General features: G+C 60.1%; 18 protein-coding genes and 1 riboswitch. Of the genes, 9 read left to right on the forward strand and 9 right to left on the reverse strand.

The window, feature by feature from the left end:
- Positions 1 to 58: 58 nt before the first annotated feature.
- Together FTW19_RS25015 and rlmB are read right to left on the reverse strand one after the other, a co-directional pair.
- The gene (locus FTW19_RS25015) at positions 59 to 1,867 is read right to left on the reverse strand and encodes a M1 family metallopeptidase (RefSeq protein ID WP_147650269.1); all 1,809 of its coding nucleotides are present in this window, start codon (positions 1,865 to 1,867) and stop codon (positions 59 to 61) included.
- Complete coding sequence (gene rlmB, locus FTW19_RS25020) at positions 1,868 to 2,653, reverse strand: 23S rRNA (guanosine(2251)-2'-O)-methyltransferase RlmB (protein ID WP_147650270.1); 786 nt, start codon at positions 2,651 to 2,653, stop codon at positions 1,868 to 1,870. It lies immediately after the preceding gene.
- 184 nt (positions 2,654 to 2,837) lie between these two features.
- On the opposite strand from rlmB, the gene FTW19_RS25025 reads away from it, so the two are divergent.
- The 4 genes from FTW19_RS25025 (at position 2,838) to FTW19_RS25040 (ending at position 5,273) form a co-directional block, all read left to right on the forward strand.
- Positions 2,838 to 3,467 carry an RNA polymerase sigma factor gene (locus tag FTW19_RS25025; protein WP_147650271.1) on the forward strand — a complete coding sequence of 210 codons (630 nt, stop codon included), beginning with the start codon at positions 2,838 to 2,840 and terminating at the stop codon, positions 3,465 to 3,467.
- Complete coding sequence (locus FTW19_RS25030; RefSeq protein ID WP_147650272.1) at positions 3,467 to 3,790, forward strand: hypothetical protein; 324 nt, start codon at positions 3,467 to 3,469, stop codon at positions 3,788 to 3,790. Before FTW19_RS25025 ends, FTW19_RS25030 begins: the two co-directional genes overlap by 1 nt.
- Positions 3,790 to 4,329 (forward strand): zinc ribbon domain-containing protein, encoded by a 540-nt coding sequence (locus FTW19_RS25035; protein ID WP_147650273.1) that lies wholly within the window; start codon positions 3,790 to 3,792, stop codon positions 4,327 to 4,329. Before FTW19_RS25030 ends, FTW19_RS25035 begins: the two co-directional genes overlap by 1 nt.
- A gap of 125 nt (positions 4,330 to 4,454) precedes the next feature.
- Positions 4,455 to 5,273: a LytR/AlgR family response regulator transcription factor gene (locus FTW19_RS25040; RefSeq protein ID WP_147650274.1), complete on the forward strand. Its 819-nt coding sequence runs from the start codon at positions 4,455 to 4,457 to the stop codon at positions 5,271 to 5,273.
- 280 nt (positions 5,274 to 5,553) lie between these two features.
- Here FTW19_RS25040 and FTW19_RS25045 read toward each other — a convergent pair whose 3' ends face one another.
- From FTW19_RS25045 to gyrB, 5 genes are all read right to left on the reverse strand, one after another.
- Positions 5,554 to 7,341, reverse strand: coding sequence for a tetratricopeptide repeat protein (locus FTW19_RS25045; RefSeq protein WP_147650275.1), 1,788 nt, complete (start codon positions 7,339 to 7,341; stop codon positions 5,554 to 5,556).
- A 27-nt stretch (positions 7,342 to 7,368) separates the two neighbouring features.
- Positions 7,369 to 8,028 carry a ferredoxin--NADP reductase gene (locus FTW19_RS25050; protein ID WP_187143163.1) on the reverse strand — a complete coding sequence of 220 codons (660 nt, stop codon included), beginning with the start codon at positions 8,026 to 8,028 and terminating at the stop codon, positions 7,369 to 7,371.
- Entirely contained in the window at positions 8,025 to 8,459 is a 435-nt protein-coding gene (locus tag FTW19_RS25055) for a DUF971 domain-containing protein (RefSeq protein WP_147650277.1), read from the reverse strand. Before FTW19_RS25055 ends, FTW19_RS25050 begins: the two co-directional genes overlap by 4 nt.
- A 139-nt stretch (positions 8,460 to 8,598) precedes the next feature.
- Positions 8,599 to 9,381, reverse strand: coding sequence for a sulfite exporter TauE/SafE family protein (locus FTW19_RS25060; RefSeq protein ID WP_147650278.1), 783 nt, complete (start codon positions 9,379 to 9,381; stop codon positions 8,599 to 8,601).
- A 257-nt stretch (positions 9,382 to 9,638) separates the two neighbouring features.
- Entirely contained in the window at positions 9,639 to 12,251 is a 2,613-nt protein-coding gene (gyrB, locus tag FTW19_RS25065; protein ID WP_147650279.1) for a DNA topoisomerase (ATP-hydrolyzing) subunit B, read from the reverse strand.
- 151 nt (positions 12,252 to 12,402) lie between these two features.
- Between gyrB and FTW19_RS25070 the strand changes: the two genes are divergently transcribed.
- Positions 12,403 to 12,942, forward strand: coding sequence for a GNAT family N-acetyltransferase (locus FTW19_RS25070; protein WP_147650280.1), 540 nt, complete (start codon positions 12,403 to 12,405; stop codon positions 12,940 to 12,942).
- A gap of 118 nt (positions 12,943 to 13,060) precedes the next feature.
- Here the strand turns inward: FTW19_RS25070 and metE are convergent, their stop codons facing one another.
- Positions 13,061 to 15,331: a 5-methyltetrahydropteroyltriglutamate--homocysteine S-methyltransferase gene (gene metE, locus FTW19_RS25075; protein ID WP_147650281.1), complete on the reverse strand. Its 2,271-nt coding sequence runs from the start codon at positions 15,329 to 15,331 to the stop codon at positions 13,061 to 13,063.
- A gap of 165 nt (positions 15,332 to 15,496) precedes the next feature.
- Positions 15,497 to 15,688: riboswitch (cobalamin riboswitch) on the reverse strand.
- A gap of 119 nt (positions 15,689 to 15,807) precedes the next feature.
- Here metE and rpmI point away from each other — a divergent pair.
- The 4 genes from rpmI to FTW19_RS25095 all read left to right on the forward strand — a co-directional run bounded on the left by rpmI (position 15,808) and on the right by FTW19_RS25095 (position 18,913).
- Complete coding sequence (rpmI, locus tag FTW19_RS25080; RefSeq protein ID WP_147650282.1) at positions 15,808 to 16,005, forward strand: 50S ribosomal protein L35; 198 nt, start codon at positions 15,808 to 15,810, stop codon at positions 16,003 to 16,005.
- Positions 16,006 to 16,189: 184 nt separating this feature from the next.
- Positions 16,190 to 16,564 (forward strand): 50S ribosomal protein L20, encoded by a 375-nt coding sequence (rplT, locus tag FTW19_RS25085; RefSeq protein ID WP_147650283.1) that lies wholly within the window; start codon positions 16,190 to 16,192, stop codon positions 16,562 to 16,564.
- Positions 16,565 to 16,833: 269 nt separating this feature from the next.
- A complete protein-coding gene (locus FTW19_RS25090; RefSeq protein WP_246153777.1) occupies positions 16,834 to 18,162 on the forward strand; it encodes an FAD-binding oxidoreductase in 1,329 nt (442 codons plus the stop codon).
- A 10-nt stretch (positions 18,163 to 18,172) separates the two neighbouring features.
- Positions 18,173 to 18,913 carry an SDR family oxidoreductase gene (locus tag FTW19_RS25095; protein WP_147650285.1) on the forward strand — a complete coding sequence of 247 codons (741 nt, stop codon included), beginning with the start codon at positions 18,173 to 18,175 and terminating at the stop codon, positions 18,911 to 18,913.
- On the opposite strand, the gene FTW19_RS25100 is transcribed toward FTW19_RS25095, so the two are convergent.
- Complete coding sequence (locus FTW19_RS25100; RefSeq protein WP_147650286.1) at positions 18,903 to 21,602, reverse strand: DNA internalization-related competence protein ComEC/Rec2; 2,700 nt, start codon at positions 21,600 to 21,602, stop codon at positions 18,903 to 18,905. The two genes, FTW19_RS25095 and FTW19_RS25100, sit on opposite strands and share 11 nt — an antisense overlap.
- Between the last annotated feature and the right edge of the window lie 18 nt (positions 21,603 to 21,620).

Here is a 21,620-nt window from a genome sequence, read left to right on the forward strand (position 1 = left end):
ACGCGCTCCGTTCCTCTAAGCCCTCATTCAATTATTCCGTTATTCAATCATTCAATCCCTACGGGGCTGCTTTCACATCCAGCACATGCACCGTCGAGCGTAGCTCCGGTGTCGTGCCGTCATTCACCTGGACCTGTTGTGGTGCGTCGTTGAAGACAATGCGGGTGGTGGAGCGGGAGCGCGCCGGAACGCGGAGGCGCTCCGTAGTGGTCAGGTTGCCGGAGCGGATCGTCACCGGCACGTCGACCGCAGCATAGCCGGCATTCGAGACTTCGACGGAGATCAGGTAGCCGCCCGTGCGCTCGATGGCGCGCGGTGTTACGGAGACGATGGAGAGATCGGGCAAGCCACGGTCGTGGTCGACCCAGTCGTCAAAGAACCAGCCGAGATCTTTCTGCGATGTGTCTTCGAGCAGACGGCGGAAGGTTGCCGCATTCGGCGTGGGTTGCGTACGCAGCGCCGCCAGCGCCTGCTGCAGGGCGGTATCTCCGGCAATCGACCGCAGCATCCAGAGCACATAGGCCGCCTTGGTGCGGTAGATCAGATCGCTGTGTGCCTTCTCCAGCGGCTGTCCTTCACCGGCATCCGGCTGCGAGAGGTCAGGCTCGAGCAGCGTCAGCGCGCTGCGGCTGTCTTCCAATGCCGCAATTGCAGCTTCGCGACCTTCGGAGCGTTCGATCCAGAGCAGTTCCATAAAACGCGCCAGGCCTTCGTCCAGCCAAACGGGCTGGTTGCCGGTGTAGGCGTGCGTGAAGGCATGCACCAGCGCCTCGGCATCCTGGCCTGAGCCGCTCGGAATTTGCCCCACGAGGAATGGTCCGGACTCAAAAGGCTGCAGGATGTCTGCTTCCAGCATTGTTAGTGGTCCGTTAGGCCGCGCGCCCAGCCAGGTGGTGAGCAATGGAAAGACATTCAACGCCGTCTTGTTCAAATTGCTCGCCCGCTCAGCATCTTCAGAGATCACCGCCAGGTAACCACCGCCCAGCATCTCCGGCTGGTCTTTGCTGAGAAACAGGCTGAGCGGATGGAAGCCCAGGGGGAATGCCGCGAAGCTGGCGGTGGCAACACCGGTGGCAGCGGCGGAGGGCTGGTTCGGATTGTCCGGGTGCGTCTCCAATATCGCCTGGTGGCCGCACAAAAACGCCAGCCGCGGTGGGTCGCCGGCGTATTCGACTGTGAGACGTCCGCTCACGCGTGCCGTCTGCGTCGCCAGCCGATTGCGGCCGATGAGGTCATAGACACGGTTTCCATCACCCATGAACGCAGGCGGTGCACTGACGGGATACCAGAGCACATTACCGAAGCCGCGGACACCGGTAAAGTCGTCCGTGATGCGATCCCACTCCAGGGTGGAGGCCGAGGAAGAGCTCTCGGCGCCGGTGGTCTGTTCCACCTTGCCGGAGTACAGCACATCGAGGGTAACTGATGCATCAACAGAGAGAGGCCTGGGCAGATGTAGCACTGCCTCGGTGACCGCGGCGGTGTGGTCGAGATCGGTCTTCACCTGGTGTTGAGCCACCGGCAGGGTGACGGTGCGGCCATCTTCGACCAGCCGGGCCAGGTCCCACATCATGGACGATGAGATCTGGAGCGGAAGATCCTCGATCGGCTTCGTTCCACCGTTGCGCACAGTCAGCCGCACCCGGGCAGAGAGCGTGCTCTCTGTCGTATTCAGGTGAAGGTCCATGTCGTAGGCGGTAAAGATCAGCGAGGAACGAACCTCGTCCGGGACCTGGATCAGCACCGCCGGCTTCTTCTGGGGGGTCTCCGGAGGAGACTGAAAGATGACCTGGGGCGGTTGCTGCGCCCACGCCATACCGGCAGCCAGCAGCACAGCCGCACATCCCAATCGGTTTACAAAAGACATCTAGGAACCTAAACCCTTACGCGGTTTGGACGGCTTTGCCACCTGTACGGGAGCGCCGGCACGTTGTCGAACGGCCTCAAACATCACCACCGCGCCGGCGACTGAGACGTTCAGTGAGCTGACAGAGCCTGCCATCGGGATACGCAGCAGGTGATCGCAGGTGCGCTTGACCAGATCGTGCAGCCCGGCGCCCTCGCGTCCAAGGACCAGCGCCGTGTGTGTCTTGAAGTCGTGGTCGCTGTAATCGGGCGTACCACGTTCATCCAGACCGACCACCCAGACATTCGCCTCTTTCAGGCGTTCGAGAGCGCGCACAAGGTTGGTAACGCGGGCGATACGAACGTATTCGCTGGCTCCGGCAGACGACTTGGCGACCACCGCAGTCAGAGGCGCCGAGCGCCGTTCGGGCAGAAGGATGCCATCGACACCGGCTCCATCGGCGGTACGCAGCAGCGCGCCGAGATTATGGGGATCTTCGACGCCGTCGAGGGCGAGGAAGAAGTAATGCTCTCCGTTCCGGGGCGGAGCGGCCAGCAAGTCCTCAATAGCCAGGAACTTACGCTCGCGTACCTGGGCGACGATGCCCTGGTGCATCTCCGTCTTGGCCAGCCGGGTAAGCTCGTCTTTGGAGGCCGGCGAGCACTTAACCCCTGCTTTGCGACAGAGATCGAGCACCGCTTCCAGCCGGGCATCGCGGCGGTCACGGGCGAAACGGACGTGATCCAGCGGGCGGCCGCCGGAACGTACTGCCTCCTCTACCGGGTGAATGCCGTACAGAACTTCCATCCAAGCAGTTTATCGTCCTGCAAGCCCGCAAACGGCTGTTGCCAATTACGGGAAAATCGGGCGAAAACACGGGAAATTCTGCTCCACGGCTACGGCCAGGCGACCTATACTGAGCTTCACCCGATTTTTACGAAAAAATCGTCGCCTCCGAGTCTTTTGGCGCGAGAGGCCCGTCAGAGGAAATGTGCCGTCCTTCTCTTTAGTCCGTACTGAAGCCGCCATCGCGGAGCAGGCGCAGGAAAACGCCGCAATCGCGCGCGGGCTGAAGCGGCAGGACCCGGACCTTCTGGACACACTGATCGAGCAGTATCAGCACCGCCTGATGCGGTACCTGACCTTCCTGACCGGACGCCGGGAGATGGCAGAGGACCTCTTCCAGGAGACCTGGATGCGGGTGCTGGTGCGTGGCTCGCAGTACAACGGCAAAGCTCGTTTTGAGACCTGGCTGTTTACGATCGCCCGTAACCTGGTCATCGACAACGCCCGCCGCAAGACCATGGCCAGCCTGGACGAGATGAGCGAAGGCGGAGAGGACGAGCGCCCCTTCGAGATCGCCCTGGATGCGCCGTCTCCCTTTGAACAGTTTCAGGAGCGCGAGCACGCTGCCGAGGTAGCCGCGGTGTTGCTGACGCTGGAGCCAAGCTACCGCGAGGTACTGACGCTGCGCTTCCATGAAGACATGTCGCTGGAGGAAATCGCGACGGTAACGCGAGCTCCTCTCTCGACCGTAAAATCCCGGCTCTACCGCGGCCTCGCCGCCTTGCGACCGCAGGTCGAAGCCCTTCGCAGAGTACCAGCGGAAGGAACACGGTGATGGCTACAATGACTCCCCCCGCTCCATCGCGCGTCGTCAATCGCACGCACCGGGCGATTCGCGCACAAGCTCTTAAGCAACAGGCACAGAAGAGGAAAGTGCGGAGTCTCTATCTCCCGCTGATCTTCGGAGGTGTCTTGCTGATTGCTGCCATGGTCACTACGGCGGTGATCCTTGCCTCGGACTCCGACGTGGAAGACACGTTGCCCTATGCCAGTGAGCAGATCTTCGTGCTGCTCATGTGGCTCATCCCTGTCTCCGCAGCAGCGATCGGCGTGGTTTGGTACAAGCGTGTGAATGCTGGCCGCGGAGGTCGTAACTAATGGCGGAAGTTCACGAGCGCCGAGATAGAGATACCGGTAATGCCGAATACGATCTGAGCCTGGTTCCCACCTGGTCGATCCTGCTGGCTGCGATCTTCTTTGTCGGGCTGCAGTATCTCTTTCATTTCAAGATGCCCCATCGTCACGGCGAGCTGCTGGCGATGCGCATTGCGATGGGCTTCTTCTGGGGATCTGCGCTTGCCAGCTACGCCCTGCTGGCCGGTTACGTCAGCCGCGACGTCAAACGCCGCAATATGTCGGCGCCGCTGTGGGTGCTGATGGTCATCCTGATGCCTGCCGGCATCGGAGCCATCGTCTACTTCCTGGTGCGGCAGCCGGTAGTCTCCCGGTGTCCCCACTGCAGCACGGAGCTGCAGGCCGGCTTCAACTTTTGTCCGCAGTGCCGCTTCCAGACTGCGCCCGTTTGCGGACAGTGCTATCGCAGCGTGCAGATTACCGATATCTACTGCTCCAACTGCGGGCATGATCTTGCCACGGACGGATCTCCGCGCCGCCTGCGGGCCTATCACGACGAGTAGCTATCTCGATTTTGTTCGCGGTTCGGCTAGAGCATTTTTCCTGTAGGGGTAGTGTAGGGATTCCGATACCCAGCAACAGGGAAAAATACTCTAATTCGTCCCTTCTTCTATACTGAGTTATTGGCATGGCGATGACCGCTCTTATCATCGACGACGAGCCGCTTGCACGGCAGGAGCTGGAGTACCTGCTGGAAAAAGCCGGCGATGTGGAAGTGCTTGCCCAGGGATCGAATGGGATTGAAGCCGTCGAACTCATCCGTGAACACAAGCCGGATGTTGTTTTTCTCGACGTTCAGATGCCCGGCCTGGACGGGTTTGCCGTCCTGAAGAAGCTCATCGGCAAAGTCGCACGCCTGCCGCAAGTGGTCTTCGCAACCGCATACGATCAGTACGCCGTGCGCGCCTTTGAGGTAAATGCGGTGGATTACCTGTTGAAGCCCTTCGACCGCGCACGTGTGGAACAGACAGTCGAAAAGGCACGCGGCCGTGTGGCTGCGGAAGCCGCAGCCGCTGCACAGGCTCCCAGTGATCCGAACAGCGCCAAGCTCGATGCCCTGATGAAGCTGCTGGAAGAACAGGCCCAACAGGCCGCCGTTCCGGCACGCGCCAGCAGCAAGGTTGTGGTGAGAGCTCAGAGCCGATTGCTGCTCGTCGATCAGAAGCACATCTGCTTTGCCGCTATCGATGAGGGCCAGATCTCCATCGTGACGCAGAACGTTGAGGGAACCTCAAACTGCCGCACCCTGGAAGAGTTGATGGACCAGTTGAATCCGGAGATCTTCTGGCGTGCGCATCGCAGCTATGTCGTGAACATCCATCACATCCGCGAAGTGGTGCCGTGGTTCAAGTCGAGCTACCAGCTCCGCATGGACGACCGCCAACAGACGGAGATTCCGGTAAGCCGTGCGCAGACGAAACGGTTGAAAGAACTGTTCAATCTGTAACCCACGCCTTACATAGCCAGAGTGAGTAAGCGCTGAAGGCGCGCTCTATACCAGCCTGGGGCAAAGCCCCAGGTCTCGGGCGTATTGAAAATCCAAGGGCTGAAGGCCCGCTCTATAGTTCTTCAGTGAAGGGCGCGTTTGTCCAATACGCCCTAATGAGGTGGATCTAAAGCTCGTGACATAAATCATGAAGAGTTTGTGCCATCCGAAGCGTCGAAAAGCAGGTCCTTCACTACGTTCAGGATGACAACTTCGTGTAGGTAAGAGCATGGAATTTGCCTCAATGTCCCTGTTGGAGAAGTCGCATGTTGCGCAGCGTATCGGCGTCGTCCGGCTTCAGCTCCAGAACCTTCTTATACAGAACCATCGCGAGATCGCCTCGTCCTGCCTTCTGGAAGAGCGCTCCCAGGTTGTAATACGGCACGATGTCAGTAGTTTTCAAGTCAATCGCCATCGCAAACTGATGCATCGCATCGTTCGTGCGCTGCTCGCTGAGGTAGAGCACACCGAGATCGGTATGCGCGGCACTACTCTTCGGATCAACGTCCAGAAGCTTCTGCCAGGCCGCCTCTGCCTCCGCATTTGCACCCATGCCCTGATACGCTGAGCCGAGATTGAGGAGGACAGCCGTGTCATCGGCTTTCTGGGCCAGCGCTGTTCGATAGGCTTCCATCGCATCGCGATACGCATTCATGGCGAGATAGACATCGCCAATGCTGGCGTAGCCATTGGGATACCTGGAATCGATCTCCAGGGCGCGGCGATATTCCTGCAATGCCTCCTGAAGCTGCCCGCGTTCGCGAAGCGTGAATCCAAGATTGAAGTGCAGCAGAGCGCTCTTCGGCGTTCCCTCAAGAGAAGTTCGATAGAGCTGAACAGGATCGGTCCAGTCTCGTGCCCGAAGCCAGGTGCGGCCGATATTCCAGAGACTCCAGCCAATGAGGCAGAGCGTAAGAACCTGTTTGACGGCTGGACGTCTGATTCCGAAGATACCGGTCACCAGGGCCGTCACAAGACCGATGCCCGCCAGGTAGACGAACCGCTCTGCGATGCCCTGGTAGGTCATTACAAGGCAGAACGGCAGAATGACGATGAGATACCAGCACAAACCTTTCAACATCGACGGATTCTCTTTCCGTCGAATAGCGGCATAGGCAAACCCGGCTGCGGCGAAACACAATCCCACATACGACCAGATGTGACCTTGTTGGAGCGATAGGCTCGTCGATCTCTCCACACTCATGTGCACCGGCAGAAGCGACAGATGAAGATATTGGCTGAAGGCAAGCAGGCTCCACTTCAGCGAAGCGAATGTCGTAAAGGATTTCACTCCCACAGCAGCCCTCACCCCTGCCGATGCGAGCGAGGCGACCAGGATGCCGCCAGCCGGAAACAGCCATAGACGAGGAGATACTGCGGGGCGCATCATCCACAAAACCAGTAGGAGCAGCGGCAGCGCTACGACACCGAGCTCGTGAGAGAAATCCGCCGCAAGAATGCTGAGAAAGCTGACCAGAAGCCAGGAGCTGCGCTTGCTCTCGAGATATTGCAGTGAAGCGAGCAGGCAGCCAAGAGTAAACAGCGTGCACAGTTCGTAGGCACGTGCGCTGACCCACGCAACGACTTCGGTATTGATTGGAAGCGATAGCCAGATCAAACCAATCGCTGCCGCGACGGTAGCAGGGATCTTCGTCTTCCGGAAAAGCAAGAAGAGAAGAATGCCATTCAGAAGATGCAGAAGCAGATTGGTGGCATGAAATGCGGTGGCATTCAGCCCCCAAAGGCTATGGTCAACATAGATTGTCAGCCAGAAGATGGGACGGTAGGTAGAACCGCCATAGCCAAGATAGGACGTGCTGAGAGAGACCGGCTGCCCCAGGAAACGATGTGCGAAATTGCTCCATGGCTGCAGATTGCGATTATTCACCACCTGATCAAGGTCGTCATAGACGAAGGGAGCGCCAAGAACACTTCCGTAGGTGAGCAGCACAAGAGCAGTCGCAAGCAGGACAAACGTTCTGACGGGATGCATCTCGAACCAGCGACTCAGGACGTTCCCGAACTGCATCAATCTCTCTCCCACAACCGGCGGAAGTCAGTCGTAACGCTCGAAGACGATCTGCTTACGATCCCATCCGCGGTCTTTCAACCACTGCCGCAGCGGAGCCGCAAAAGCATTCAGACCGACGATGTAAGCCGTCGGTTTTTCGCCTCCAGCTTGAGACAGAATCTCTTCCAGACGCGGAGCAAGCTCAACGCCCGGCAGCGGCAGATAACGGAACCCGGTGATCTCGCGCTCAGCCCGCTCAAAACGGTCGCGATAAAACAGCTCTGACTCCGAAGATGCCGTATGCAGCAGATGCAGCGAGCCGGCGTTGCGCTGTGCTCGCAGTAAAGCATCCACCATCGCTGCTACAGGCGCTATGCCAACGCCGTCGGCGAGGATAATGCCTGGACCTTCGTGAAGGACAAACCCACCATAGGGGCCTTGTACGTGCACTGTCTCTCCAGCCTTCAGATCGCACAGCAGATTGGAATACCATCCGGCGCGATTGAGACAGAGCACCATACGATCGCCATCGGGAGCCTGCGTCAGCGAGTACGCGCGGACCTCCTGCTTGCCATCACGCTCCGTGACAAACGAGTAAAACTGGCCGGGCTGATAGGTGAGCGGTTCACTGCAGGTGAAGGAAAGCTCCCAGGTCTGCGAGGCTTCACTGAGCAGACGCTTCGAGGCAAGCGCGGCAGCGATCACGCCCGCGTGCTCCGGCAAGCGTCACAGTTGCAGACGCGGCGCAGGTGATCCCATGAATAGATGCCGGCCTCGTGCCCGTCGTTCCACTTGAACTTCAGCGCGTAGTTGCCGATCTTCTCCACCGAAGTTGGCTTGGCAGGCGCCTGGTACATGGTGAAGAGCTCCTTGGGTTTCGGCTTTGGCTCACCCGGCTTGCGGCCGGTATGCTGACGCTCTTCATGACAGGTGGCGCAGGGGCAGGCGTCGCGCAGCCAGGGGAAGGTCCACTTCGAGTGATGGCCGTCCTTCCACTCGATCTCGACTCCTTCGCCGGAGGTCAGGTGCACGCGAACCTTGGCCGGAGTAACCGCCTCGCGCGGCAGACAGTTGTCCTGCGCGGCGTCGGCCAGCGCCTCTTCCCGGCTTACGAAACGGATGCCTTCGTGACTCATACAGCTTCTATTTTAGGCGCTTTTCGTTGGCGACGAATCAGATCCCATACCAGGCAACATAGAAGCAGATTCCCCCGCTGCTCTTCACCCCAGCCGGCAAAGCTGGCTAGGGGCCCCCGGCTACGAAACGACAAAAAAATCAAATCGCATTGCGGTAGAAGAACCAGCCGGCGACGGCACAGCCAATGATGACCACCAGGGCTCGCAGCACGTTGCCGTTCATACGCCGGGCATAGCGGGCGCCAAGCCATCCGCCCAGTCCGGCAAAGATCATCGCTACCAGGCAGAAATGCCAGACCACCGCTCCGCGCACGATAAAGGTAACCACAGCGGAGAAGTTCGAGACGCACGCGCCGAGGACTTTGAGCGAGTTCAACTGGTTCATCTCTTCCACGCCGAAGAGCGCCAACACCGTCATGATGAGGAACCCCGCGCCCGCGCCGAAGTAGCCGATATAGAAAGTAACCGGAAGCAGGCAGAGCAGCACGTAAAGCGCCGGCACCTTGTGCTCGAGGTGCGGATGCTCACTTCGGTTGCGCAGCCAGCGGGAGATGTGTCCGCTGACGCCGAAGAGCAACGATGCCGCCAGCAGCATCCACGGCAGCACGTGCAGAAAGGTCTGCTGCTGTGTGTGCAGCAGAATGATCGCTCCTCCGATGCCGCCGATCACTGAGGCGACAACTACAACCCAGGCCGTATCGCGCCGCAGATCTTCACGCAACGCGGCAAGCGAGGTAAGCTGCCCCGGCCAGATAGCCACCGTGTTGGTTGCGTTCGCCTGGATGGGAGGCACGCCCACCGCCAGCATCGCCGGAAAGGAGACGAACGAGCCTCCGCCCGCGAGCGCGTTCATCACGCCTGCGATAAAGGATGCAAGAATCAGCCAGAGATAGTGGCCGTGCGTGGTGAGGTAAGCGGGCATTGTCTTTATTGTAGGTTGTCAAATGCGCTGCTTGAAAAGCGGGTCCTTCACTACGTTCAGGATGACAAATTTATGACAAGAGCTTCTGAACAGCCTGATGGCCAACGCTCCCACCTGCGAATATGCCACCCATCGCGTTGCGATGGATGGAGCACCAAGCGTGTGGGCTGTTCCATGCTCGCCGATATGCCCTGAGACCTTAGAAATGCAAAAAGAGGAGGCCGAGGCCTCCTCTTTTTGTTCGGTTGAACAATGAATTAGATGTCGAGGTTCTTTACATCGAGCGCGTTCTCTTCGATGAACCGGCGGCGGCTTTCAACGTCTTCGCCCATCAGTGTGGTGAAGATCTCTTCCGTGCCGGCAATGTCCTCGAGCTTCACTTCGAGCAGCGTACGGCGATCGGGGTCCATGGTGGTCTCCCAGAGCTGTTCGGCAGTCATCTCGCCGAGGCCCTTGTAACGCTGTACGTCGTACTCTTTACGGCCCTGCTCGATGACGAACTCGAAGAGGTCACGTGCGGACTTCTTCTCGACCGGATCCTGCGGCAGCTTGGAGGCGCGCTTGGTGCCCTTGTTCTGCACGGCGGTGCCGGGAGCGGCAGCGGCCTCGGCAACGCCTTCGGTCTGCTGCTCTTCGACGATGTCGTCCGCATCGGCCTTGGCGCCCTTCTGCACGTACTCGATCATGAACGGTGGCTGGAGCTGTTCCTTGATCTGCGCGTGCTTGCCGAAGAGCTGACGGATCTCAGGCGTGGAAGCAAGCGTCCAGTCGAGCTTGCGCTCAGCGCCATTCGAGTCTGTAAAGCTTACCGACCAGGTCTGATGCTCTTCGTCGAGCATGGGATCGGAGACGCCCTTGAACTTGGCTTCCTTGCCAATCTCGATCAGCTTCGTACGAAGCTGCTTGATCTTGTCCTGCGTCTCGAAGTCGGCACGCTTCGACGGATCCTTGCCTTCGTGTGCAAAGAGGTCGGCGAAGGCCGCCGTCACCGCTTCGTTGCGCAGGCGCTTGTTGGCCTTGTCGAAGAAACCGATGTAGTCGTTCAGCTTGCCCATGAAGTCGGTCAGGGCACGGCCTTCCAGAGCGGCGGCATTCTCGCCGTAGCGGATCACCATGCCGTCAGAGGCGCGCTTGACCATCACCTTCACAAACTCGCGATCGTCCTTGATGTACTGCTCGAACTTGCCCTTCTTGATCTTGTAGAGCGGCGGTTGAGCAATGTAGACGTGGCTGCGCTGGATCAGCTCCGTCATGTGACGGAAGAAGAAGGTCAGCAGCAGCGTACGGATGTGCGATCCGTCGACGTCGGCATCGGTCATCAGGATGATCTTGCCGTAGCGCAGCTTGGCGGCATCGAAGTCGTCCTTGCCAATACCGGCGCCCAGCGCCGTGATCATGGCACGGATTTCTTCGTGGCCCAGCATCTTGTCGTAGCGGGCCTTCTCGACGTTGAGGATCTTACCCTTCAGCGGGAGGATGGCCTGGAATTTACGATCGCGGCCCTGCTTCGCGGTTCCACCTGCGCTCTCACCCTCGACGAGGTAGAGCTCGCAACGGTCAGGCTGCTTCTCGCTGCAGTCAGCCAGCTTACCCGGCAGACCACCGCCGTCCAATGCTCCCTTACGACGGGTGAGATCACGAGCCTTACGGGCTGCCTCACGGGCGCGCGCGGCTTCGATGGCCTTGTTGATGATGCGCTTGGCTACCTGCGGGTTCTGCTCGAAGAAGGCGCCCAGACGCTCATTGACGAAGCTCTGCACCTGGCCCGAAATATCGGAGTTCAGCTTGCCCTTGGTCTGTCCTTCGAACTGCGGCTGGGGAATCTTGACCGAGATCACGGCGACCAGACCTTCGCGGACGTCGTCGCCCGAGAGCGACTCCTTCAGGTCCTTGAAGAGGCCAAGCGACTGTCCGGCGGCGTTGATGGTGCGCGTCAGCGCCGTACGGAAGCCGGAGAGATGGGTTCCGCCGTCGACCGTGTTGATGTTGTTGGCGAACGAGAAGACCGTCTCCGAATAGGAGTCGTTGTACTGCAGCGCCGCCTCGACGACCAGCGTGCCCTTCTCCGCCTCCATGTAGAACGGCTTGTCATGCAGCACCTGCTTACCCTTGTTGAGGTGCTTGATGAACTCGGCGATACCGCCATTGTACTTGAAGGTCGCCATCTTGAACTCACCGCTCTTGGGGTCGGTGGTGCGCTCATCGGTGAGCGTGATCTCGATGCCCTTGTTCAGGAAGGCGAGCTGACGCAGACGGTTGGCCAGGGTGTCGTAGTTGTAATCGGTGACCGTGAAGATGGTCCTGTCGGGCAGGAAGTGCACCTTGGTGCCGCGCTTCTTGGTTACACCGGTCTGACGTACCTTGCTGGTGGGGTCGCCCTTGGAGTAGGTCTGCTCGTAGGTCTGACCGTTGAGCCAGATCTCGACATCGAACTCCTCCGAGAGGGCGTTGACGCAGCTTACGCCTACGCCGTGCAGACCGCCGGAGACCTTGTAGGTGCTGGCGTCGAACTTACCGCCGGCGTGCAGCTTGGTGAGCACCACCTGTACGGCGGGCATACGCTCACCGTTGGGCAACGTCTTTTCGTCCACGGGAATACCACGGCCGTCGTCGACGACGGTGATGGAGTTGTCGACGTGGATCACGACGTCGATCTTGGATGCATAGCCGGCCAGGGCCTCGTCGACCGAATTGTCAACGACCTCATAGACCAGGTGATGGAGGCCCTGCTCAGAGGTGGAACCGATATACATGGCCGGGCGCAGACGGACGGCCTCGAGGCCTTCCAACACCTTGATGTTTTCGCTGGTATAAGAACCGCTCGGCTGGGTATCGGGCATTGCTTCGGGGAGAACGTTCAGAGTGGACATCAGGCTCCGTAAATTACTGAATTTGAGTGCCTTAGCGTGGCCGTTCGAGATTTCTTGGACATGCTTATTTTAGCACGTTTGGGGGGTCCTCTGCTGCGGCGCCCAGGGCGGGAACAAGGCCGTTTTTCGCGGGAAATGGCACACTTTTTTCATGGAATACACACTCCGCACCGCACGCATCGAGGATGTCCCTTACTTGCAACAGTTGCTAGAGGCATCGGTCCGGTCGCTGCAGGCCGGAGACTACGGTCCGGCGGAGATTAATGCCGCCATCCGCACCATTTTTACCGTCGATACCCGCCTGGTCGCCGATGGTACCTACTTCGTCGTCGAGGCGGCGGACGGCATCTTTGCCGCCTGTGGAGGCTGGAGCCGCCGCAAGACCCTCTATGGCGGCGACTCGCAGGTCGAAGCAAAAGAGCCGGAGCTGCTGGATCCGGCCAAGGATGCTGCCAAGATCCGGGCGATCTTTGTGCATCCGGACCATGCCCGTAAAGGGCTAGGCAGCCTGGTATTGCGCACCGCCGAGGAGGCCGCCGCGGCCGAAGGGTTCCGGGAGCTGGAGATGGGTGCGACGCTGACGGGGTATCCGGTTTACTTGAAACATGGGTATGTCGAGGTGGAGCGGCATCATGCGCCGGTGGGTGATGGGTTGACGGTCGAGGTGGTGCGGATGCGGAAGAGCATTTAGCAGGGATAGCAAACGGTTCGATCAGTGCCTAGGAAAGTAAAGGCGGGCCCATGTCCCCGAGGGACATGGGGCACCGGTGTATGGGTTATTCGAACTTGTCGATATCCCCTGTCAGCCACTACTCCGTTGCCAACTCCTCCCGCACAGCCTTCGCAGCCGCCACCATGTTCTGCAACGAAGCCTCCGTCTCCGGCCACTGACGGGTCTTGAGGCCGCAGTCAGGGTTGACCCATAGCTGATCCGCCTTCAGCGACACCAGCGCCATGTCCAGCAGGCTGTGGATCTCGTCCTGCGAGGGCACACGAGTCGCATGGATGTCCCAGACACCCGGGCCGATCTCGTTGGGATAGCCCTGTGCTTTGAAGTCCCGCAACAGAGCCATCTTCGAGCGCGCCGACTCCATCGAGATGACATCCGCATCCAGCGCCGCGATGGCAGGCAGGATGGTCTCGAACTCGGCGTAGCACATGTGGGTATGCACCTGGGTCTCAGGCTTCACCGAGCTGGTGGCCAACCGGAAAGCCTTCACTGCCCACTCGAGATATGCCGCATACTCGCTCTTCCGAAGCGGCAGCCCTTCACGCAACGCCGGCTCATCGACCTGGATTACGCCGATCCCCGCGCGCTCCAGATCTTCAATCTCTTCGCGCAGAGCAAGGGCGATCTGGAAGGTGGTCTCGCTCTCGGGAATGTCATTACGGACGAACGACCACTGCAGAATCGTCACCGGCCCGGTGAGCATGCCCTTCATCGGCTTCGAGGTCAACGACTGCGCGAACTTCGACCAGCGCACTGTCATCGGCTCCGGGCGATGCACGTCGGCATAGATGACAGGCGGCTTCACACAGCGGGAACCATAGCTCTGCACCCAACCGTTCTTCGTGAAGGCGAAGCCGTCGAGCTGCTCGCCGAAGTACTCGACCATGTCGTTGCGCTCGAACTCACCATGCACCAGCACATCCAGCCCCAGCTCTTCCTGACGGCGGATGCACTCTGCCGTCGCTTCCTCCAGGAACCTCTCGTATGTCGCGTCGTCGATCTGCCCCTTGCGCCAGGCAGCGCGGCGGCTGCGCACTTCCTGTGTCTGCGGGAAGCTGCCGATGGTCGTTGTCGGCAGCAGCGGCAGATGCAACGCAGCACGTTGCAGCGGAGCACGTTCCGCATACGTCTGCGGACGACTGAAATCCGTCTCGTTGAGCGTGGCCAACTTCTCACGAACCTGGCTTGGCCGCGCCGCGCGGCGCTGTTCCTCAAAGTGAGCAGCATTGGCGGCGAACGCCAGAGTATCGGCCGTAGCCAGATGGCGCACCTCGCCGAGCTTCTGTACGGCAAAGCTGAGCCGTTCGAAGAGGCCCTCGGGGAGCTTGTCTTCTCCGGTCTTATCGACCGGCACATGCAGCAGGCTGCACGATGGAGCCACAACTACCCTCTGCGGACCGAGCACACCAACAGCGCGGTCGATCAGGGGCTTCACCGCGGCATACTCTGTGCGCCAGATGTTGCGGCCATCGACAACTCCAAGGGACAGCGTCTTCTCCGGCGGAAGCGCCGCGAGTACGGCATCCAGTTGCTGCGGAGCACGCACGAGATCGATGTGCAGCCCGCTTACCGGAAGGGTTGCTGCGATCTCCAGGTTGTCGCCCAGCGCGCCGAAGTAGGTGGCCACCGTGATCTGCAGCGGCTGCATGGCCAGTACGGCGTAGGCCGTGTCATACACCTGCTGCCACTCCGGAGCGAGATCCGTGACCAGCATAGGCTCATCGAGCTGGACCTGGGTTGCTCCTGCCTCAACCAGTGCGCGCAGGACGGTTTCATACGCGGTCAGCAGCTTCGGCAGCAGGCTCAGCGGTTCAATTCCGTCAACGCTCTTGCCGAGCAACAGCAGCGTAATGGGACCAATGAGCACCGGCCGGGTGGCGATGCCGAGGGACCGTGCTGCTTCGAACGCTTCGACGACTCCGGTGGGGTTGGCCTGGAAGTGCAGCCCGGCGGACCACTCGGGGACGAGGTAGTGGTAGTTGGTATCGAACCACTTGGTCATCTCCAGAGCCGGCTGCTCGGCGCTGTTGCGGGCCATGTCGAAGTACTGGCGCAGGCTGGCCCTGGCTCCATCGATCTGGGCCTCGCCATAACGGGCGGGCGTGGCTCCGAGGAGCACCATCGCGTCGAGCACCTGGTCGTAGAGGCTCAAGTCGCTGGAAGGGATAATGCCGATGCCAGCCTGCTGCTGCAGCAGCCAGTGCCTGCGGCGAAGATCGCGGGCGACGGCAAGAAGGTCGTCTTCCCCGGTCTTGCCGCTCCAGAAGGACTCAAGGGCGAACTTCAGCTCGCGATGGAGTCCCATGCGGGGAAAGCCCAGATTCGCAGTCGTCAGTTTTGCGGTAGTCATATGCAGGTTCCTTGTCAGCGGTTCTTCCGCCGGGAACCACCCGTGCGCAGTCTCTACGCCTCTGCCTAAACAGCAGAAAGCAAAAGAGATCGTCTGCAAAGTCCAATCCACGAGACCAGCATCCACAAGCGCACGCCGCAGTGGGAGAAGGCCGTGCCTGCTCCTCCACGGTGGTGGCGGCAGGCCGGTCTTCGGACTTTGGGCTGCCTACAAGATGCCGCTTCCCAGCTCCGCCAGGAGCCAGTGCGATGATGCATCCTTCGTTCCCATTACCGCTGCGGGACAGCGCCGGATTCACACCGGCTTCCCGTTTAACCGCCGCCCGTGAGCGGCAGCACCTGCACAGGCCTAGTCTATCGAACCGGCCGGGACACTGCTGCAGCCGTGGTGCAACCCGGCGGAAGAGGGCCAGCGCAAGCAGAATCTGGGGTATACTGAAAAACGTTGTCCAATGCAGTAACTCCGTAAGGGAAACCATGCCTAAGCTCAAGACACACTCAGGTGCGGCCAAGCGCTTCAAGAAGACTGGTACCGGCAAGATCAAGCGCGGTCAGTCGAAGATGCGCCACATCCTCACCTCGAAGGAGAGCAAGACGAAGCGCAAGCTCGGCAAGTCGTCTTATGTCTCCGACGGCGACCACGCAAAGGTCAGCCGCATGATTCCCTACGCGTGAGCGTAGGCAGAATCTGAACCATTTCAGGTTGAGCCGCTGGAGACAGCAACGGGCCAAGAAAAGCGTACCGGCCCCTCGGTGAGCACAAGGGTGCAACACCGACATCAGACCTGAAGCAGCAAGCGCGTGAAGAGGTACTCTCACCTCCAGCCGCCAAAACGAAGTACGCAAAAGGAGAAACACGATGCCTCGCGTAAAACGTGGCACAAAACGCAGTGACCGGCGCAAAAAGATTCTTAAGCGCGCAAGTGGTTACTTCCTCACAAAATCGAAGCTCTACCAGGCAGCGCAGGAAGCTGTTGAGCGTGGACTGAAGTTTGCCTACACCGGCCGTAAGCAGAAGAAGCGTCAGTTCCGCTCGCTGTGGATCGTCCGTATCGGCGCCGCCGCCAAGCTGAATGGCCTGAGCTACTCGCAGTTCATCAGCGGCCTGAAGAAGGCCGGCATTGAGCTGGATCGCAAGGTTCTGGCCGACATCGCCGTCAACGACGCCGCGGGCTTCACCGCCCTGGCCCAGCAGGCCAAGGATGCCAACGCCGCCGCCAAGCAGGTTGCGTAAGTAACCGCTGCAAAGTTTCAAACTAATGGGCGCGACTTCGGTCGCGCCCATTAGTTTGTCGGCTACCGATAAAGCACCTACGGAACGGAACCGCGTAAAAGCAGATTTCTCCGCTACGGCTCCGAAATGACAAACAAAATGGGGATCAGGCCGAAGCTGCTTCGAGTTTTTGCGGTTTCGTAAACTCCATCAGCTATTCTGTCTTCATGGCCACTGCCGCCGGATCCCCTCAAAGAACCTTGAGCGTACCTGACCAGAGCGACGACCAGATGACCGGAAAGCCTCCCTTTGAACCATGGGGACGCTATCCGAAATACAACGCAAACGTTGTTCCCCTGCAGTGGCAAAGCGACTTTCCCGCCATCGTTTCCAGATACGGCGGTATGCATAACGGCGCACTTGCCGTGGGCATGGGCCGCAGCTACGGCGACGTCTGCCTGCTGAAAGACGGCAATCTGATGGTCACCACCGGGATGAACCGTATCCTGGGCTGGGATCCTGAGACCGGCATACTGACGGCCGAGGCCGGCATGACGCTGGCGCAGATTCTGGACTTCTGCGTTCCGCGCGGCTACTTTCTGCCCGTCACCCCCGGCACGAAGTACGTGACCCTGGGCGGAGCGATCGCCAACGACATTCACGGCAAGAACCATCACGTTGCCGGCACCTTCGGCTGCCATGTGCCGGAGTTTGAGCTGGTGCGTTCCGATGGGACCCATCTGCGCTGCTCCGCGACAGAAAATCCTGACTGGTATGCCGCTACCATCGGCGGTCTGGGCCTCACCGGCGTCATCACCTGGGCGAAGCTGAAAATGAAGCCCATCGTCAGCCGCAAGATCGACTACGAGGGAATCCAGTTTCACGGCGTCGACGAATTCCTCGCGCTGACTGAAGCCAGCAAGCACGTGGAATACACAGTGAGCTGGATTGATTGTTCCTCGACCGGCAAGAACTTTGCCCGCGGCGTCTTCATGCAAGGCGACCACACCCGCAATCCGGGAGAGCTGAAGCCTTCGCCCGAGCCGAAGCTGATCTTCCCGATCGAAGCTCCGGGCTTCATGCTCAACTCTGCTTCGGTCGCCGCGTTCAACACGGTCTTCTTCCATAAGCAGATGAAGAAGCGCGTCACCGCGCTGCAGGACTACGAGCCGTTCTTCTATCCACTGGATAAGGTGTTGAAGTGGAACCGCATGTACGGCACCAGCGGCCTGCTGCAGTTTCAGTACGCCATTCCATGGGAGCATGCGCGCGAGGGCACCATCGCCATCCTGAACGAAGTTGCCAAGAGCGGCCTCGCGTCCTTCCTGGCTGTGCTGAAGGCCTTCGGCGATGTTCCGTCGCCCGGCCTGCTCAGCTTCCCGCAGCCTGGCATTACGCTGGCGCTGGACTTTCCCATCAAGCCTGGCAAGAGCTTCCCGCTCTTCGACCGCCTGGCCCAGATGACGCTGGAGTTCGGCGGCAAGCTGTATCCGGCGAAAGATGCCCGCATGACCGCTACGCAGTACCAGAAGAGTTATCCAGAGTGGCAGCAGTTCCTACGCTACAAAGACCCGCTGCTCTCCTCCAGCTTCTGGGAGCGCGTGACACGAGAGGAATAGAACAACACCAATGAGCGAACGAGTTCTTGTACTGGGGGCAACCTCCGGCATTGCTGAAGCTACGTGCCGCGTATGGGCCAAACAGGGCGCAAGCCTGGTGCTGGTAGGCCGCAGCGCAGATAAGCTGGCCGCCGTGGCCGCCGATCTGCGGGCGCGCGGAGCCAGACTTGTGGAGACAGCGGTTGCCGATCTGGATGACACTGCGCGGCATCCGCAACTGTTGGCCGACTCCATCAACGCACTGGGCGGGCTGGATGTTGCCTATCTTGCCCACGGCATCATGGGCGAGCAGCAGCAGTCGGAAGAAGACTTCAACGCCGCCGCACAGGTGCTGTACACCAACTTCCTGTCGCCGGTCTCGCTGTGCACCTGGCTGTCGAACTACTTCGTCAAGCAGGGCCGCGGTGTGCTGGCAGTGATCTCTTCCGTAGCCGGTGAGCGCGGACGTAAATCCAACTACGTCTACGGCTCTTCGAAGGCGGGTCTGAGCGCCTTCCTGGATGGCCTGCGCAACCGTGTGGACCGCCAGGGTGTCACGGTGCTCACCATCAAGCCCGGTCCGGTAAAGACCGCGATGACCATGGGCATGAAGGGCAGCGAGAAGTTCGCCGATCCGGATAAGGTAGCGCAGAGCATCGTCGACGCGATCCACGCGAAAAAAGATGTCCTGTACGTGCCCGGCATCTGGAAGATCATCATGTTTGTGATCCGCCATATTCCGGAGTCGGTCTTCAAGAAGCTCAATCTGTAGTGACGCTGCCATCGTCACGCAGCAGAAAAGTAGAAGCACCACGCAGGTCCGTACGCTCCGTACGGACTTGTGCTGTTTGCAGCCGCTGCAGGATCTCCATACGCGGATGGCCGAAGCGGTTATGTCTTCCGGCGGAGATGACGGCGTAGCCGGGATGCAGCGCCTGCAACAGCTCCGGCGTTGTGGAGGAGAGGCTGCCGTGATGGCTAACCTTCAGCAGCGTGACCGGATGAACCATGCTCGATGAGAGCATCGTAGCTTCGCTCTGCCGCTCTGCGTCGCCTTCCAGCAGCACGGAGGCGCGGCCGTAGTCGATCTCCATCACCAGAGAGTCGTTATTGATCGGCCCAAGGCCATTGGGTGCAGATGCCTGTGGAGCCAGCACTTGCACGTGCATACCGTCCCAGGTCAGCGAGTCGGGAGCATGCAGCCAGCGCACGATAGTTCCCTGCTCGCGCGCCTGCTGCAAGAGACGATGGAACGATGCCGAACCGGCGTTCACACTGACCCACAATTCACGTGGATGAAAGTTTCGCAGGACGGCAGCCATACCGCCCATGTGATCGCTGTGCGCATGGGTGAGGGCAACCACATCCAGCGTGCGGATTCCACGAGACCAGAGATAAGGGGAGACTACCTCTTCGCCGATATCCCAGCCTCCGTTGGAGGGCTGCGTGGAACCGACCTGACCTCCTGCATCGATCAGCATGGTTGCTCCGTGCGGTGCGGCCAGCAGGATGGAGTCTCCCTGGCCGACATCGAGCGCCGTGACTTCCAGTTGTCCTTGATGCAGCGGGGCGCGGTAAGCCCACGTGACCGCAAGCATCGCCACTGGAAGCAGGACGGCCGTCAGCCATACCCAGCGGCCACGGCGCCGTACCAGCCACAAACACCCGCCCCAGCATGCAAGAGCAAAGAGCATGGCCCACACCGGCGGTGCAGGCATGCGGAGATCGACCGCGGGCGCGTAACTGACCCGCTGCGCGATCTTGGTCATGGCATGCAGTAGCAGCGATGCCGCTGCCGCGGGAAGAATCGCCAGCCACGGTGAGAGCAAGGATGCAAGAAAGGCCACGATTGCCGTCGGCATCAACATTCCCAGAAGCGGCACGCAAAGCAGGTTGAGTGGCACAGAGAAGAGAGTGAGGCGATGGAAGTAGACGGCCATGGGCAGTGCCATCACCATCTCGGCTACAAGACTGACAAAGGCGAGTTCCACGAGATGTAGTGCAGCACGTACGATCCATGCGGGCAGGCTGCGAGCCCATGCTCCAAGGATCCATCCCACGGGCCGCCCGTACATTCGCAGCAATACACGGAAGTGCGCAATCCGCGGAGGAAAACCGGTATCGAGTTGCACCAGACGCAGCCTCTGCGTCGCCCGGAGATACGGCTGCACGGTGCGCTCAAGCAGAGGCACGGCGATCCCTCCGATAGCGATGATGACCAGCAGCGACATCTGCAGGCTGGCTTCAAAGATCAGGTGTGGTGCTTCCGCAATCACTACAACCGCCGCAAGGCCAAGGGCGTTCAATGTGCTGGGCTCGCGGGAGAGCCAGCGTGTGAGCAGGAAGACAACCGTCATGGTCAACGCGCGCTGCACCGGCGGCTGGAAGCCGGTGAGCAAGGCATAGATCGTTGTAAGTCCAATCGTGATCAACACACGCCCGCCTTCCGGAAGACGACGCGGCAGCAACATGTAGATCATCGCTGCCAGCAGAGCCAGATGCATCCCGGCGACGACGAAGACATGGAAGGTGCCGGTACGCTCAAAGGCAAGACGCATGCGGTGATCCAACAGCGTGCGGTCACCAAAGAGCATGGCGCTCAGCATGCCGGCATCATCCTGCGTGAGTCGCAGCATGGTTGGCAGCATGCGGTTTCCGCGGGAGTCGGCTACGCGCTGCAGGCGACCGGCTGACCACGTTGCCCAGGCATGCAACATACAGGTAAACCCAGCATGAGACGCCGGCGTTGGCTGCAGCACGGTTGCATGAATGCTGGCGGTGGCGGCGATTCCCTGCTGTCCCAGGTAATCGGCATACTGCCACACGCCCTGGTCGAGATAGCGTTCCGCTGTGCGCATCTGCGCGGCAAACGCGAGCCTGTCACCGCAATGCAGACGCGGAAGCCCGGTCACGTCGGCAGCCTGCACATAGAGACGAAGGCCTCCCTTCACCGGCAGCATGCGCGATGTCTCGGGCTTCACCTCTTCGACGCTGTCGACCGCAAGATCCACGGCAAGGAGCTTTGCATGCTTCGGCGCAGACTCTTCTTCCAGCGCCTCGGGATCAAAGGTTTCGGGAGCATAAGCTGCGGCGCTAAGCGGCTGGACACGGACCACCTGCGCAGTGATCTGGCGACTCAGTCGATCGGCATACTGCGATAACTCCGATGCAGTGGCAGCACGAGGTTCCAGCTCCAGACACAACATGCCCGCTACCAGCCAAAGCAACAACGCAGGCCAGAGCGCGACCCGCGGGGCATAACGCAGCGCGAGCCATGTCACAAGAACACAACACGCGCTAAGCCATAGAAGGCAGCCGATCGGAGTCCAGTTCCATCGCGCCAGAAGAATGCCGAAGACGAAGCTTACAGCGGCAAGAAAGACAGGAATACGCCCGAGCCGCAACGGCTCAATCGCCCAGCGAGGCCACAACGTATCGAGAATGGATGTGGCCCCGTGCACAGATGGACAACGCCTGCA

It is taken from the genome of Terriglobus albidus (assembly GCF_008000815.1).
Classification (GTDB): domain Bacteria; phylum Acidobacteriota; class Terriglobia; order Terriglobales; family Acidobacteriaceae; genus Terriglobus; species Terriglobus albidus_A.